This window comes from Phycicoccus sp. Root563, from assembly GCF_001427915.1.
Classification (GTDB): Bacteria; Actinomycetota; Actinomycetes; order Actinomycetales; family Dermatophilaceae; genus Pedococcus.
This window is the reverse complement of record NZ_LMGM01000001.1, coordinates 325,890-341,025: the sequence shown is the minus strand read 5'-3', so window position 1 is coordinate 341,025 and position 15,136 is coordinate 325,890. Positions and strand designations below refer to the sequence as shown.

Here is a 15,136-nt window from a genome sequence, read left to right as displayed (position 1 = left end):
GACCCGGCTGCAGGACGGGCCGACTGCAGGACTACTCGGCTGCAGGACGAGCCGGCGCAGGCCGACACCACGGGACGGGACGGCCCCGCGGACGGCTCAGGCGGCGGGGGCCGCGTCGTTGGCGACGCCGGTGCGCACGGTCGAGCCGCGCTCGGTCTTGATGACGACGACCTGGCTCGAGATGCGGGTGCGCAGCTCGGCGACGTGGCTGACGACGCCCACGGCGCGTCCGCCCTCGCGCAGGTCGTCGAGCACGGCCATCACCTGCTCGAGGCTCGCGTCGTCGAGCGTGCCGAATCCCTCGTCGACGAACAGCGTCTGCAGGTCGAAGCCCCCGGACTCCTCCCGCACCGCATCGGCGAGCCCGAGGGCCAGCGCCAGCGACGCCATGAACGACTCGCCCCCGGACAACGAGCTGGTGTCGCGAGCCTGACCGGTCCAGAGGTCGAGCACCTCGAGGCCGAGGCCGCTGCGGGCACCCCGGGCGGCGAGACCGTCGGTGTGGCGCAGCTGGTAGCGACCCTCGCCCATGGTCGCGAGCCGCTCGTTGGCCAGGGCCGCGACCTTCTCCAGTCGCGCAGCGAGCACGAACGCCGACAGCCGCATCCGCAGCGAGTTGGACGTCGAGGTGCCGGCGACGGCGTCGGCGACCTCGCGCAGCACCTCGTGCCGGGCCGCTGCCTCGGTCAGCGCCAGGCCGCGTTCGGCGACGTTCGAGCGGACGCGCTCGACGCCTGCCAGCGTGCGCCGCACCAGCGTGTCGGTGCCCAGGGCCGCGGTGTAGGCCTGGCGTGCCAGCTCCGCCGCGGTCCCCAGGGACTCGAGGTCGGGGGCGTCGCCGGCGAGGGCTGCGGCAACGTCGGGGTCGTCCAGCACCGTGGTCGCCTGGACGAGGGACTGGCTGTGGGCCGCGATCCGCGACTGGAGGGTGGCGATGTCGTCCGCGGGCAGGGCCGCGGCCCGCGCCTCGTCGGCAGCGGTGAACCCGGACTCGGCCAGGGCCACCGTCGTGGCCTCCACGACGGTGGCCGCCGCTGCCCGGGAGCTCGCCAGGACCAGGGTGGCGTCGGCATGGTCGGCGAGCGCCCGTGCCGCGGCATCGTGACGCCGCCGCAGTGGGGCGAGGGTGGCCAGGAGGTCCTCGACGCCTTCGAGCACGGTGTCCGCCACCGCAGGGTCCGGCACCGCAGGGTCCGGCGCTGCAGGGTCAGGCTGAGCCGGTCCGGGACCGGCGGTGCACGGGCAGGCGGCAGCGTGCCGCGTGACCGCGTGACGAACCGCCAGGGCGTCGGCGGCCAGGTCGCTCTCGAGCGCGGACAAGGTCGTGAGCGCGGCGGTCAGCCCGTCGCGCAGGTCTGCGGCCTGCTCGGCCAACGTCGCGATCTCGACTTCGGTCGACTCCACGAGGGCCTTGGCCCGGTCGAGCGCGGCGGCCCGCCGGACCACGGCGGCGTGCTCGGCCCTGGCCTGCTCGACCGCCTCCGCCAGGGCGGCGGCGTCGCGGTCCTCGTCGCCGAGCTGGCTCTGGCGCTCGGTGAGTGCCGACTCGATCGACGCCACCACGGCCTGCGCCTCGGAGAGCCGTGCTGCCGCCAGCTGCCAGGCCTGCTCGGCTGCCTCGACGTCGTCCGCCGACACCGCACCCTCGCCGGTGGCAGGCGTCGGATGCTCCGCGGACCCACACACCGGGCACGGCTGTCCCTCGTCGAGCCGGGCGGCGAGCTCGGCCGCCATCCCGTCGAGGCGGGCCTGGCGCAGGTCCTGATAGGTGTCGCGCAGGTCCTGCGCGGTGGTCCGGTGTCCGTCGCAGGTGGCTCGGGCCGTGACCAGGTCGGCCCGACCGGCGTCCAGGGCCATCCGGGTGCGGTGCAGGACGCCGAGGTCCTTGACGAGCGCAGCCGCCGCATCGACCGCTCCCGCCGCCTGGGTGGACTCGGCGAGCTGGCGCTGGGCCGCCAGGGCGGCGTCCCGCCGTGCGACCACCCGAGCCTCCAGCTGGTCGCGGGCGACCTCGGCCTGACGGGTCTGCGCGAGGAGGGTCGTGTGCTGCTGTGTCCGCTCCCGCCAGGAGCGGCCGTGGCGTTCGGCGTCGTCGAGGGTCGAGGTGGCGGCGGTGACTCGGTCCGCGGCCTCCGCGAGGGTGTCGCCGGTCACCCCGAGGGCACTGGCTGCGGGGGTGGTGACGGCCAGCCGCTCCTCGGCTCGGGCGACGGTGTCCTGGGCGCGGGTGAGGGCCGCGAGGTCCCCGGACACCGAGCGCGCCCGGAGCGCCGCATCGACCCGCAGCGCCGCGGAGTCGACGGCCGGCTGCTGGGCGGTGAGCCGCTCCACGGCCTGGGCGGCCTGGCGTCCACGGTCCCGGCGGGCACTGACCTCGCGTGCGCCGTGCAAGGCGTTGGCGGCCAGGGTGTCGGCGGACCGGGCGGTGTCGACGGCTGCCAGGGCCTGGACGGAGGCCGTCCCGAGCGCGGTGATCACGGCGTCGAGGGCCGCGGGCAGCTCGTCGAGCGCCAGCGCGGACCAGTCCGTGGGCACCTCGGAGTCCACGTCAGGGTTGGCGGCCTCGACGTGGCCCAGGGCCTCGGCCACGAGCCCGGGCGGAGCATCGGCGAGCACGTCCGCGAGCACGGCCAGGTCGGAGCGCAGGGCGCTGTGGTGGGCCTCGACGGCAGCAGCCGAATCCTTGCGCTGCGTCGCGAACCACTCCTCGATGCCGGCGTACGTGGACACGTCGAAGAGCTTCTCGAGCAGACCGCGTCGCTCCTCCGGAGTGGCCCGCAGGAAGGCGGCGAAGTCGCCCTGGGGGAGCAGGACCACCTTGTTGAACTGCTCGAGCCCCATGCCCAGGACGTCCTTGACGACGTCGGCGATCTCGTCGTGCCGGGTGCTCAGGGCTTCCCAGCCGCCGTCGCGTTGCTCCCACAGGACGGCCTTGGCCTGGACTCTCGTCTCCCCGGTGCCGCGGGACTTCGGCCGGGAGAACTCGGGCGAGCGCTCCAGCCGGAACCGTCGTCCGACCGCGGTGAACTCGAGCGTCACCTGCGGGACGGCCCCGCGGTCGGCGTGGTCGCTGTGCAGGCCCTTCTTCGATCGCGAGCCGGGCACGTCGGCATACAGGGCGAACGCGATGGCGTCGAGCAGGCTGGTCTTGCCCGCCCCGGTGGCCCCGCGGATGAGGAAGAGGCCACCGGCCGCGACCTCGTCGAGGTCGACCTCCACGCTGCCGGCGAACGGGCCGAATGCCGTGACCGACAGGTGGTGCAGCCTCATGCCGCGCCCACCCGTCGACGGGCCGGGGACAGCTGGCCCTCGTCGTCGCGCCCGGCGCGTCCCGTGCGAACGGCCTCGACGGCGGCGGCGAGCACCTCGCGCTCGGCGACGGTGGGGGCCTGCCCGCCGCGGACGTGGTCGAGGAAGCTGCAGCAGACGTCGAGCGGCTGCTGCTGCGTCGCGCGCTGGGCGTAGGAACGCACCGGCACCGGCGCTCCCTGCGGGTCGAACTGGAGCACCAGCGTGTGGGGGAACCGGCGCCGAAGCTGTTCCATCGCGGCAGGCGGGCGCACCGCGTCGGTCAGGGTGACCTGGCACCACGCCCGCTCGGCCGCGCCGTGGCGCGGGTCGGCGAGCAGGTCCTCGAGGTCGCCACGCAGGACGGCGAGCGGGCGGGCCACGGGTGCGTCGATCGGCTCCACGTGCACGCCGGCGTCATCGAGGTCGACGAGCCACGACCCCTTGGTCTGGCGGTGCTCGCTGAAGGACAGGGCCACCGGCGACCCGCTGTAGCGCACGGATTCGCTGACCTGCTGCCGACCGTGCAGGTGCCCGAGGGCGACGTAGTCGTGTCCGGCGAAGGTGCGTGGGTGGACCGCGCCGACCCCGCCGACCGAGATGTCGCGCTCGGAGTCGCTCGTCGCCCCTCCGGTGACGAAGGCGTGGCCCATGACCACCGAACGCCCACCGCGCGTGACCCGGTCGGCGTTGACCCTGGCCATCGCCGCCCCCAGGACCCCCGCGTGCGTGCGCTCGGTGGTGCCGAGGGGGCCGGCCGCGACGGCGGGCTCGAGGTAGGGGAGCGGGTGGACGGCCACGTCGCCGACCATCACCGGCGTGCCGATGGAGTCCAGTGACGAACGGATGTGCAGGCCGGTCCTGGCCAGCAGGTCGCTGGCGAACCCGAGCCGGATCGCCGAGTCGTGGTTGCCGCTGGACAGCACGACGACAGTCCCCTCGCCGACGAGGCGGGTCACCGTCTCGCTGAGCAGCTGCACGGTGTCGGGGGAGGGCATCGCCCGGTCGTAGACGTCTCCGGAGACGAGCACCGCGTCCACCGACTCGCTGCGCACCGTCTCCACGAGGTGGTCGAGGTACTGCGCCTGGGCGTCGAGCAGCCCCACCTGGTGGAACGAGCGTCCCAGGTGCCAGTCGGAGGTGTGGAGCAAGCGCACCCCTGCAGGCTACGAGCGGGCGGTGACAGCCGTTGGCAGGCGCGCCCTGCGCATGGTTAGGTCATCACGGCGTCATGTCCGCACGGCGCCGGTCCGCACACGAGGTGGCCCACCGGCATACCGGACGCACCGTCAAGGAGGTCCCCCGTGGGGGAGGAAGTCACCGCGCAGAGCTACACGCGCGAGCAGCGCCAGCAGTACCGCGAGAAGGTGCGCCAGAACCTCGACGTCTTCGAACGCATGCTGGCCCAGAGCGTCTTCGAGTTCGACCGGCCGATGACCGGCATGGAGATCGAGCTCAACCTCGTCGACGACGCCTACCAACCCAAGTTCGCCAACGCGGAGGTGCTCGAGGCGATCGCCGACCCGGGTTACCAGACCGAGCTGGCGCAGTACAACATCGAGCTCAACGTCCCGCCCCGCCCGCTGCCCGGTGACTCGGCGATCGAGCTCGAGGAGGAGATGCGGACCTCCCTGAACGCCGCCAGCGCGGCGGCCGACAAGCGCGGTGCCCACATCGTCGCCGTGGGCATCCTGCCGACGATCATGCCGCAGCACTTCGAGGGCGAGTGGATCAGCGCCAACAACCGCTACACCGCACTCAACGACTCGATCTTCTACGCCCGTGGCGAGGACATCTACCTCGACATCGAGGGCCCGACGGGGGAGCGGGTGGCCACCTACTGCAACTCGATCGCCCCGGAGTCGGCCTGCACGAGCGTGCAGCTCCACCTCCAGGTCGCCCCCCAGGACTTCGCCGCGCACTGGAACGCCGCGCAGGCGCTCGTGGCCCCCCAGATCGCACTGGCGGCGAACTCGCCGTTCTTCTTCGGCCAGCGGCTGCACGCCGAGACGCGCATCGAGCTGTTCAGCCAGGCCACCGACACGCGCAGCATCGAGCTGAAGAACCAGGGCGTCCGCCCGCGTGTCTTCTTCGGTGAGCGGTGGATCACCTCGATCTTCGACCTGTTCGAGGAGAACGTGCGCTACTTCCCGGCGCTGCTGGCCGAGGTCAGCGACGAGGACCCCGTGGCCAAGCTCGCCGCGGGCGAGGCCCCGGCGCTGTCGGAGCTGCGGCTGCACAACGGCACCGTCTACCGCTGGAACCGCCCCATCTACGACATCGTCGATGGCACCCCGCACCTGCGGGTGGAGAACCGCGTCCTGCCCGCCGGCCCGACCCTGGTCGACGTCATGGCCAACGCCGCCTTCTACTACGGCGTCATCCGCAAGCTCGCCTCTGACGACCGGCCGATCTGGAGCAAGATGAGCTTCGCCGCGGCGGAGCAGAACTTCCACAACGCGGCCCGCGACGGCATCGAGTCCCGCCTGTACTGGCCGGGGTTCGGCGAGGTGCGGGCCGAGGAGCTCGTGCTGCGCCACCTGCTGCCGATGGCCCACGAGGGCCTGGCGGACTGGGGGGTGTCGGCGGCGGTGCGTGACCGGTTCCTGTCGGTGATCGAGGGTCGGGCGACGACCAGCACCAACGGCGCCACCTGGCAGACCGACGCCGTGGCCAGGTTCGAGGCGTCGGGCCTGGACCGGCAGAGCGCCCTCGCGAAGATGCTCGAGCACTACGTCGCCAACATGCACAGCAACGAGCCCGTGCACACCTGGCCGCTGCCCTGACGTCGACTCCTCGCTGCGTGGCCGGCCGCCCTGCCGGTATGCCGTGGGGCCGACTTTGCGGGAACGGCAACATCGCTTGCCTGCCGCTGAGCCGCTGCGGCACGCTGCGGACATGACGACGCCCGCTGCGCACGACCCGCTGACTGCCCACGACGACGAGCACGACCACCGCCACGACCATGGCCACGGCGACCATGCTCAGGGGGGCCACCAGGCTCACGGACCGGAGCACTCCCACCCGGACGGCATGCCCCGCGGGCTGGGGCCGGGCGATGACGACTGGGACGAGCGCTACGCCGCGTCCGAGCAGATCTGGAGCGGGCAGCCGAACGGGTCGCTCGTGTCGCAGGTGGCCCACCTCGAGCCTGGCCGCGCGCTGGACGTCGGGTGCGGCGAGGGGGCGGACGCCGTGTGGCTGGCCCGGCTGGGTTGGCAGGTCACCGGGCTCGACGTGTCGTCGGTGGCCCTCGAGCGAGCCGGGCAGCACGCGGTCGACGCGGGGGTCGAGGTGCAGTGGGTGCACGACGGCTTCGTCGAGGCCGCGCTGCCCGCAGGGTCGTTCGACCTCGTCTCGGCGCAGTACCCGGTGCTCAAGCGGACGCCCGGGGGTGACGCCGAGCGCGCCTTGGCCGATGCCGTGGCGCCGGGTGGCACCCTCCTCGTGGTCCACCACTCGCCGGCCGACATGCACGAGGCGCGGTCGCACGGCTGGGACCCCGACGACTACGTGTTCCCCGACGACGTGGCGCGGGTCCTGGGCGCCGACTGGGAGGTCGAGGTCGACGAGTCCAGGCCGCGGGAGGTGCCGCTCAGCGGAGGGGGCACGCACCATACGCAGGACGTGGTCCTGCGGGCTCGTCGCCGCGCCTGACGGCGCAGCCGGCCGGCGGCGACTGTCGGTGCAGCGACCTAGAGTGGCATCATTGACCTTGACGCCCTTGACGCTCGCCGGACTTGACGGAGGCCCCCACATGACGCCACGCACCCGCACCACGACCGCGGTCGACGCCCTCACCGAGGCGCTGCGGCAGCGGATCGAGGCGCGGTCGGAGGACCTGCGTGCCCAGGGCCGCACGCTCGACCTCGGTGACGTCGACGAGCTCGCCGAGCGGATGCTCGCAGCCCTGCCGACCGTGCACCCGCTCGACCAGCCGCTCGGGCCGTTCTACGACACGGCCGGCCTGATCGCGTGGCTCGGCATCTCGCGGCAGGCCTTGTTCGACCGGGTGCGTCGGGGCACGGTGCTGGCGTGCCGCACCGCCGACGGCCACCTCGTCTACCCCTCGTTGCAGTTCGGGCGCAACGGCGCGGTGCGGCCCGGCGTCGTCGAGGCGGTCGGCGCGTTCACGCGCAGGGGAGTGGACGGCTGGTCAGTCGGGGCCTGGCTGACCACGCCGACCCCGGTCTTCGACGGCCAGAGCGCGATCGACTACCTCGTCGTCCACCGGTCCTCCGCGTCGGCGGTGCGGCACGTGGCGGACCGCGCCACGGCCGATGCGGCCGCCTGGGCCGCATGAGCGACCGCGAGCGGGTTGCCCAGGGCCCGCCCAGGACCTCCCTCGACGGTTTCCCCACCCACCACGTCGACAGCGCGACCGACCTGTTCCGGGCGCACTCGGTCGACTTCGGCGCCTGGTGGTTCGGCAACGAGGGCGGCGGCCGGTTCGACCTCCCGTCGCCGCGCGGCACCTGCTACACCGCCCTCGATCCCGGCAGCGCGGTCCGCGAGCGGGTCGGTCCGGTGCTCGGCGGTGCCGTCACCGTGCCGGAGAGCCTGCTCGAGGACGTGGTGGTGTCACGCCTGCGCCTCCCCGACGACCGCGAGGTCGCCGACGTGCAGTCAGGTGCCGCAGGCGACTTCGGCGTCACCCGCGAGCTGGAGACGATGGTCCCGTATGCCGTGCCGCAGCTCTGGGCGCAGGCCCTGGACCGTGCCGGGCACGGCGGCGTGAGGTACGGGCCGCGGTTCACCCCGGGCCCCGCCAGCGCCGTGGCGCTGTTCGACGACGAGGGGGCCACGTCCTGGCCCGCCGACCTCGACCCTGTCCCTGCCGCCTCGGTCCCGGGAGCACCGAGGACGTGGTCCACGCCGCGCCGCGCCGACCTCACCGTCGTGCGGCCCCCGCGCACGCGGGTGCCCCGGAGCTGAGCTCAGGCCGGGTCGGAGGGACGCGCTGCAACCGCGGGTCCGTGGTTCCAGACGCGGATGGCGGGCTTCTCGCGCTCGTACTGCAGGACGCTCACCGAGCCCGCGTCCAGCAGCAGCTGGGCGCCCAGCCTGGGCTCCCTTCGCAGGAACACCGACGCCAGCACCCGCAGGCAGTGTCCGTGGCCGACCAGGGCCACGTCGCCGTGCGCCATGGCGGCGACCGCGCGCCGGACGACCCTCGAGGCCCGGGCGGCGACCTCCTCGACCGTCTCGCCGGGGGTGTCACCTGCCGGGACACCGTGCTCGAAGACCGTCCAGTCGTACCCCAGCTGCCCGCGGATCTCCGGGGTGGTCAGGCCCTCGTACGCGCCGTAGTCCCACTCCAGCAGGTCGTCGGTGATCTCGGGCTCGAGGCCGGCGAGCTCCGCGGTGCGACGGGCGCGCTGCAGGGGTGAGGACAGCACCAGGGCGAACTCGCGGCCCTCGAGGAGCTGCCCCGCGGCCCGGGCGAGCTCCTCGCCGTGCGTCGTCAGGGGGATGTCGGTGCGCCCGGTGTGCTGCCCCGACAGCGACCAGGCGGTCTCGCCGTGGCGCAGCAGGACGAGTCGTCCGGTGGGTGGGCTGGGCGGGTTCGGAACGCTGCTCGACACGTGGTCAGCATGACAGAGTGGTCGCATGCGCCTGACCTACCGGCTGCTCAACGTCTTCGCCCGGACGGCGGACCCGTTCTCGGGCAACCCGCTGTGCGTCGTCGAGGGAGCCCAGGACCTGACCGACGACCAGATGCAAGGACTGGCACGCCAGTTCAACCTCTCGGAGACGACCTTCCTCGTCCCTGCGGTGGACGGGGCCGACGCCGGGGTCCGCATCTTCACGCCGAACTACGAGATGGCGTTCGCGGGGCACCCCACCCTGGGGACGGCACACGTCGTGCGCGCGCTCGGACTGGGTGGCGACTCGTTGTCGCTCTCGATGCCTGCCGGAGTCATCCCCGTCAGCGCGGACGGTGACACGTGGACCCTGACGGCGAACCCCGGCGTCGTCCACGCGGACTACCAGCTCGACGAGATCGCGTCCTGCGTCGGGCTCGAGCCGGACGACCTCGTCGGCCCCGTGCAGCAGGTCAGCACCGGGAGTGCGCAGGTGATCGCCCAGGCCGCCTCCGTCGACGCGGTGCGCCGAGCGGTCGGCGACGCCGCGCTCATGCGTCAGTTCGCGGGCATGGGCACGCGAGGCGGAGAGACCCTCGTCTACCTGTGGTGCGAGACCGGCGAGGGGCAGGTCGAGGCGCGGGCCCTGTTCACCCAGGGCGCGGCGGCGATCGAGGACCCTGCCACCGGGTCCGCGTGCTCCAACCTCGGCGCGTGGCTGGCCGACAAGGGCCGCTCGGGGCAATGGGTCGTCAGCCAGGGGGCCCAGGTCGGCAGACCGTCCACCCTGCTGCTGTCCGTGCAGGACGGCGCGGTGCGCGTGGGCGGACTCGTCCACCCCCTCGGTGAGGGAGCGCTCGACCTGTGAGGGCGCTGCGGTGAACGACCCGGGGCCCCCCGTCCGGGTGGACGCCCTGCTGGGTGACCTCGTCGGCGTCGTGGCCGAGGACGTGCTGGGCCCCGGCCAGTGTCCACCTCGCTGGGCGTGGCACCTCACGGACGCCGGCACGGGTGCGGTGCTCGCCAGCGCCGACGCGGACCGGGTGCAACGGACGGCCAGCCTCGGCAAGATCCTGCTCCTGGTCGAGGTGGCCAGGCTGCTGGAGAACGGCTCGCTCGACGGCAGCCAGCAGCTCGTTCCCCGGACCGAGGACCTCGTGGCCGATTCAGGGCTCTGGCGCCACCTGGCCACTGCCTCGCTCGAGGTCCGTGACTGTGCTGCGCTTGTCGGCGCCTTCAGCGACAACCTCGCGACCAACGTCCTGCTCCACCGCGTCGGAGGGGCCCGGGCCGTCGCGGCGACGGCGGTGGACTGTGGTGTGGAGGCGGTGGCCCTGCACGGACCCGTGCTCGACGAACGCGGCCCGCTCGACCCTCCGACGCTGTCGACCGCCACTGCCGCCGGGCTGGCGACGCTCGTGGCCCGCCTGCACCGCGGCGAGGTGGTCTCCCGGGCCGTGTCCGAACAGGTCGTCGCGTGGTTGTCGCTCAACGCCGACCTGTCCATGGTCGCAGGGGCGTTCGGCCTCGACCCGCTGTGCCATGACGAGCCGGACCGCGGCGTGCGCCTGTGGAACAAGACCGGGACCATTGCCGGCGTCCGGGGCGATGCCGGCGTGGTGACCGGTCCCGGAGGGTGCTTCGCCTACGCCGTCCTGGCGGAGTGGGACGACACCGGCTCACCCGCCGCCCGTGAGACCGCACTGACCGGTATGGCGCGGATCGGCGCGGTCCTGCGCCACCTGGTGGAAGGAGCCTGACGCATGGCCAAGTTCGTGGTCTTCCTGCGGGCGGTGAACGTCGGTGGTCGCAAGCTCGCGATGGCTGACGCTCGAAAGGTGTTGGAGGGCAACGGTTTCACCGGCGTCGAGTCCCACATCCAGACGGGCAACTTCCTCGTGGACACATCCTTGCGCAGCATCGCCAAGGTGGAGCAGGCGGTGGGGGAGGCGCTCGGGAAGCACGCCGGATACGACATCGTGGCGATCGCTCGCCGCCCCGCCGACCTGACCGGGCTCGTGGAGGCCGTGGACGCCGTACCGGTGAGCCTCGAGGGTGAGCAGTCCCGCTACGTGAGCTTCTGCGCCGAGGCACCCACGGCCGCGCGAGCCGCAGCGCTCGAGGAGTGGGATGCCCCCGGCGAGCGGGCCCACGTCATCGGCAAGGATGTCCTCATGGAGTTCGCGTTGCCGTTCCACACCGCGAAGCTGACGGGCCCGAAGATCGAGAAGGTCCTCGGCGTCGCAGGAACGGCTCGCAACATGACCGTGGTGCGCGCACTCGCGCAGAAATGGGGCACGTGATGGCACAGGAGACCGGCGGCACCGGGCTGGGACACCGCTCGATCAGCATGGAGCGGGTCGAGAAGGGCGTCTTCGAGGTGACGAACGTCCGTGGTGGCACGATGCGGATCGGGGGAGGGGAGAGCGCCGACTTCACGCCGGTCGAGCTCCTCCTCACCGCCATCGCCGGCTGCAGCGCCGTCGACGTCGACTTCATCACCGTCAAGCGTGCCGAGCCCGAGAGCTTCGTGGTCGTGGCGTCGGGGGACAAGGTGCGCGACGACGACGGCAACCACATGGACGGACTGCAGGTGAGGTTCGCGGTGACGTTCCCCGAGGGGGAGGCCGGCGACAAGGCCCGGGAGATGCTCCCGAAGGCCATCGCGATGTCCCACGACCGGCTGTGCACCGTCAGCCGGACCGTGGTGCTGGGCACCCCGATCGACAGCGGGCTCGCGCAGGACTGATGCGCCGGCCGCGTCAGGCCACGGTGTAGCGCAGGAAGACGACCCCGTCGTCGAACGTGTGCTGCTCGACGAGGTGCAGGTCGGTGCGAGCGCCCGGCGGGAGGGCCGGTGTCCCGCCGCCCACCGCGAGCGGGTGAAGGTACAGCGACACCTCGTCGACCAGGCCTGCGGAGAGCGCCGCCGCGGCGACGGTCGGGCCACCGATGCTGAGGTCGGCCGTGGCCTCGGCCTTGAGACGGCCGACGAGGTCCGCGTCGAAGCCGGGGACCAGCGTCGTGCGCGGGGTGTCCACGGACGACAGCGAGCCGGAGAAGACAACCTTGACGGCGGACTGCCAGATGCGGCGGTAGGCCGCAGAGACGGGGGAGCGGTCGTCCTCGGAGTCCTCGGTGGCCCAGTAGCGCATGACCTCCCACATCCGGCGCCCGTAGAGGTAGGTGCCGATGCCGCGCTCCCGGTCGTTGACGAACGCGTGCACCTGCTCGCCGGGCGCGGCCCAGGCGAAGCTTCCAGCCGAGTCGACGACGTAACCGTCGAGCGAGGCGATCGCCGCGTAGTGCAGCCGTGCCACGACCTGCTCCTCAGGCCGTCTTCTCGCGGGCGGCCACGAAGGCGTCGACGCAGGACCGGACGTCCTGCTCGGTGTGGCCGGCGGACAGCTGGACCCGGATGCGTGCCTTGCCCTGCGGCACCACCGGGTAGGAGAAGGCGATGACGTACACGCCCTCGTCGAGCATCGCGTCGGCGATCTGCGCGGCCTTCCTGGCGCCGTCCTCACCCGGGAACATCACCGGGGTGATGGGGTGCTCGCCCGGGAGGAGGTCGAACCCGGCCTCGGTCATCAGCGTTCGGAACAGCTCGGTGTTGCGCGTGAGCTGGGCCCGCGCATCCGCAGACCCCGCTGCGATCTGGAGCGCCTTGAGCGAGCCGGCGGCGACGCTCGGGGCGACCGCGTTGGAGAACAGGTAGGGGCGCGACCGCTGACGCAGCAGGTCGACGATCTCCTGGTGGGCGGCGACGTAGCCACCGGACGCTCCACCGAGCGCCTTGCCCAGCGTCCCGGTGATGATGTCGACCCGGTCCATCACGCCGAACCGTTCCGGCGTGCCGCGGCCCCCGTCGCCGACGAACCCGACGGCGTGGCTGTCGTCGACCAGCACCATCGCGCCGAACTCGTCGGCGAGGTCGCAGATCTGGTCCAGCGGGGCGAGGAACCCGTCCATGGAGAACACCCCGTCGGTGACGACGACGGTCCGGCGGGCACCGGCCGTGGCCGCTGCCTCGAGCTGAGTGCGCAGGTCGGTCATGTCGGCGTTCTTGTAGCGGAACCGCTTCGCCTTGGACAGGCGGATGCCGTCGATGATCGACGCGTGGTTCAGCTCGTCGGAGATGATCGCGTCCTCGGCGCCGAAGAGCACCTCGAAGACACCGCCGTTGGCGTCGAAGCAGGACGAGTACAGGATCGTGTCGTCGGTCTGGAGGAAGTCGGACAGGGCCCGCTCGAGCTGCTTGTGCAGCTCCTGGGTGCCGCAGATGAACCGCACGCTCGCCATGCCGAACCCCCACTCCTGCAACGCCTTTGCGGCTGCGGCCTCGACGTCGGGGTGGTCGGCGAGGCCCAGGTAGTTGTTGGCGCAGAAGTTGAGCGCCGCGGTCGCAGCGGTGCGGATGTGCGCCGACTGTGGTGACGTCAGCTCACGCTCACGCTTGTAGAGCCCGGCGTCCTCGATCTCGCGCAGCGTGGTGGCCAGCTCGTCCTTGACGGTGCCGTACATCGGTCAGCTCCAATCCATGATGACTTTGCCGCACTGACCCGACCGGGCCGCGGCGAACGCGTCCTGCCACTGCTCCGCGGGGAAACGGTGGGTGATGACGGAGGCGATGCGCTCCTGCAGCAGGGGAGAGGTGCCGAGCATGGAGCTCATCGCGTACCAGGTGTCGTACATCTCGCGCCCGTAGATGCCCTTGATGGTGATCATGTGCGTGATGACCCGGCCCCAGTCGATCGCGAACGGGTCCTTGGGCAGGCCCAGCATCGCGACCCGGCCGCCGTGGTTCATGTTGGCGAGCATGTCCTCGACCGCGCTCGGCACGCCGGACATCTCCAGGCCCACGTCGAAGCCCTCCTTCATGCCCAGCTCACCCATCGCCTCGCGCAGGTTCGACGTGGCGGCGTTGACGACGAGGTCGGCCCCGGCCGCCTTCGCGAGCCCGAGGCGGTAGTCGCTGACGTCGGTGACGACGACGTACCGCGCACCGATGTGGCGGGCGAGCGCGGCGGCCATGACGCCGATGGGGCCAGCGCCGGTGATGACGACGTCCTCGCCGGCCATCGGGAACGACAACGCCGTGTGCGTCGCGTTGCCGAGAGGGTCGAAGACCGCTGCGAGGTCGGGGTCGAGGTCGTCGGGCTGCACCCACACGTTCGTCGCGGGGAGGACCACGAAGTCGGCGAAGGCGCCGTCGCGGTTCACGCCGATCCCCTTGGTGTGGATGCACATGTGGCGCCGACCGGCGCGGCAGTTGCGGCACGTGCCGCACACGATGTGGCCCTCGCCGGAGGCGCGCTGACCGACGCTGACATTGGTGACGTCCTCGCCGACCTCGACCACCTCGCCGTAGAACTCGTGGCCGATGGTCATGGGTGGCACCACGGTCGAGGCGGCCCAGTCGTCCCACTGCTCGAGGTGCAGGTCGGTGCCGCACAGACCCGCCCTCAGCACCCGGATCTTCACGTCGGTGGGGCCGGTGTCGGGCTCGGGGACGTCCATGAGCTCCAGGCCCGGACCAGCGGTGGTCTTCACGAGTGCGCGCACCGGACCAACCTAGCGGGCCGCGCAGGGGAGGTATGCCGCACGGTCCCGGCCGCGCGGCATACAGTCAGCGCATGGCGAGGTATCTGGACGTGCACCCGGTGGACCCCCAACCGCGGGCCATCGGGCAGGCGGTGCAGCTGATCCGCGACGGAGGTCTGGTCGCGTACCCGACCGACTCCGGGTACGCGCTGGGGTGCGCCCTGGGCAACCAGGACGGCAAGGACCGCATCGCGGCGATCCGCCACCTGGGCGACAAGCACCACTACACGCTCGTCTGCGCCGACTTCGCCCAGCTGGGCCAGCTCGTGCACATCGACAACTCGGTGTTCCGCGCGATCAAGGCGGCGACGCCCGGCAGCTACACGTTCATCCTTCCGGCGACCAAGGAGGTGCCGCGCCGGCTGCTGCACCCGAAGAAGAAGACCGTCGGGGTGCGCATCCCCGACAACCGGGTGGTGCAGGCGCTGCTCGCCGAGCTGGGGGAGCCGATCCTGTCGAGCACGCTGATCCTGCCCGGCGAGACCGATCCCATGACCGAGGGCTGGCTCGTCAAGGAGGAGCTCGACCACCAGGTCGACGCGGTCATCGACTCGGGGGAGTGCGGCACCGAACCCACGACCGTCGTGGACTTCTCCGACGGCGCACCGGAGGTCGTCCGCATCGGCGCCGGAGACCCCTCGCCCTTCGAGTGAGCGGTC

The 15,136-nt window shown here is 72.4% G+C and carries 15 protein-coding genes; 9 read left to right on the top strand and 6 right to left on the bottom strand.

Translation table 11 applies throughout. The annotated features are described in order from the left end of the window. Positions 1–96 precede the first annotated feature (96 nt). A complete protein-coding gene (locus ASD62_RS01570) occupies positions 97–3,270 on the bottom strand; it encodes an AAA family ATPase (protein ID WP_056914468.1) in 3,174 nt (1,057 codons plus the stop codon). Continuing rightward, positions 3,267–4,445 (bottom strand): exonuclease SbcCD subunit D, encoded by a 1,179-nt coding sequence (locus tag ASD62_RS01565; RefSeq protein ID WP_056914467.1) that lies wholly within the window; start codon positions 4,443–4,445, stop codon positions 3,267–3,269. The genes ASD62_RS01570 and ASD62_RS01565 overlap by 4 nt, the downstream gene beginning before the upstream one ends. Before the next feature lie 147 nt (positions 4,446–4,592). Here ASD62_RS01565 and ASD62_RS01560 point away from each other — a divergent pair, with 147 nt between their 5' ends. The 4 genes from ASD62_RS01560 (at position 4,593) to ASD62_RS01545 (ending at position 8,223) form a co-directional block, all read left to right on the top strand. Further along, positions 4,593–6,074, top strand: coding sequence for a glutamate-cysteine ligase family protein (locus tag ASD62_RS01560; RefSeq protein WP_056914466.1), 1,482 nt, complete (start codon positions 4,593–4,595; stop codon positions 6,072–6,074). 112 nt (positions 6,075–6,186) lie between these two features. Continuing rightward, entirely contained in the window at positions 6,187–6,945 is a 759-nt protein-coding gene (locus ASD62_RS01555; protein ID WP_056914465.1) for a bifunctional 2-polyprenyl-6-hydroxyphenol methylase/3-demethylubiquinol 3-O-methyltransferase UbiG, read from the top strand. A 100-nt stretch (positions 6,946–7,045) separates the two neighbouring features. Next, complete coding sequence (locus ASD62_RS01550) at positions 7,046–7,591, top strand: hypothetical protein (protein WP_056914464.1); 546 nt, start codon at positions 7,046–7,048, stop codon at positions 7,589–7,591. Further along, complete coding sequence (locus tag ASD62_RS01545) at positions 7,588–8,223, top strand: RES family NAD+ phosphorylase (RefSeq protein ID WP_056914463.1); 636 nt, start codon at positions 7,588–7,590, stop codon at positions 8,221–8,223. The genes ASD62_RS01550 and ASD62_RS01545 overlap by 4 nt, the downstream gene beginning before the upstream one ends. Positions 8,224–8,225: 2 nt before the next feature. Here the strand turns inward: ASD62_RS01545 and ASD62_RS01540 are convergent, their stop codons facing one another. After that, on the bottom strand, positions 8,226–8,873 hold the full coding sequence (locus tag ASD62_RS01540) for a histidine phosphatase family protein (protein ID WP_369818739.1): 648 nt from the start codon (positions 8,871–8,873) through the stop codon (positions 8,226–8,228). A 25-nt stretch (positions 8,874–8,898) separates the two neighbouring features. On the opposite strand from ASD62_RS01540, the gene ASD62_RS01535 reads away from it, so the two are divergent. The 4 genes from ASD62_RS01535 to ASD62_RS01520 are packed head-to-tail and all read left to right on the top strand — an operon-like array spanning position 8,899 to position 11,622. Then, on the top strand, positions 8,899–9,741 hold the full coding sequence (locus ASD62_RS01535) for a PhzF family phenazine biosynthesis protein (RefSeq protein WP_056914461.1): 843 nt from the start codon (positions 8,899–8,901) through the stop codon (positions 9,739–9,741). 10 nt (positions 9,742–9,751) lie between these two features. Then, entirely contained in the window at positions 9,752–10,633 is an 882-nt protein-coding gene (locus ASD62_RS01530) for a serine hydrolase (protein ID WP_162254744.1), read from the top strand. A 3-nt stretch (positions 10,634–10,636) separates the two neighbouring features. Continuing rightward, positions 10,637–11,176 (top strand): DUF1697 domain-containing protein, encoded by a 540-nt coding sequence (locus ASD62_RS01525; RefSeq protein WP_056914460.1) that lies wholly within the window; start codon positions 10,637–10,639, stop codon positions 11,174–11,176. Then, complete coding sequence (locus ASD62_RS01520; protein ID WP_056917075.1) at positions 11,176–11,622, top strand: OsmC family protein; 447 nt, start codon at positions 11,176–11,178, stop codon at positions 11,620–11,622. The genes ASD62_RS01525 and ASD62_RS01520 overlap by 1 nt, the downstream gene beginning before the upstream one ends. A 13-nt stretch (positions 11,623–11,635) precedes the next feature. On the opposite strand, the gene ASD62_RS01515 is transcribed toward ASD62_RS01520, so the two are convergent. Genes ASD62_RS01515 through tdh form a run of 3 tightly spaced genes read right to left on the bottom strand, consistent with a single transcriptional unit; the run spans position 11,636 to position 14,438 of the window. Then, positions 11,636–12,193 (bottom strand): dihydrofolate reductase family protein, encoded by a 558-nt coding sequence (locus ASD62_RS01515; protein ID WP_056914459.1) that lies wholly within the window; start codon positions 12,191–12,193, stop codon positions 11,636–11,638. 10 nt (positions 12,194–12,203) lie between these two features. Continuing rightward, on the bottom strand, positions 12,204–13,397 hold the full coding sequence (locus ASD62_RS01510; RefSeq protein ID WP_056914458.1) for a glycine C-acetyltransferase: 1,194 nt from the start codon (positions 13,395–13,397) through the stop codon (positions 12,204–12,206). A gap of 3 nt (positions 13,398–13,400) precedes the next feature. Beyond that, complete coding sequence (gene tdh / locus ASD62_RS01505; protein WP_056914457.1) at positions 13,401–14,438, bottom strand: L-threonine 3-dehydrogenase; 1,038 nt, start codon at positions 14,436–14,438, stop codon at positions 13,401–13,403. A 71-nt stretch (positions 14,439–14,509) separates the two neighbouring features. On the opposite strand from tdh, the gene ASD62_RS01500 reads away from it, so the two are divergent. Continuing rightward, positions 14,510–15,130: an L-threonylcarbamoyladenylate synthase gene (locus tag ASD62_RS01500; RefSeq protein WP_056914456.1), complete on the top strand. Its 621-nt coding sequence runs from the start codon at positions 14,510–14,512 to the stop codon at positions 15,128–15,130. Positions 15,131–15,136 lie beyond the last annotated feature (6 nt).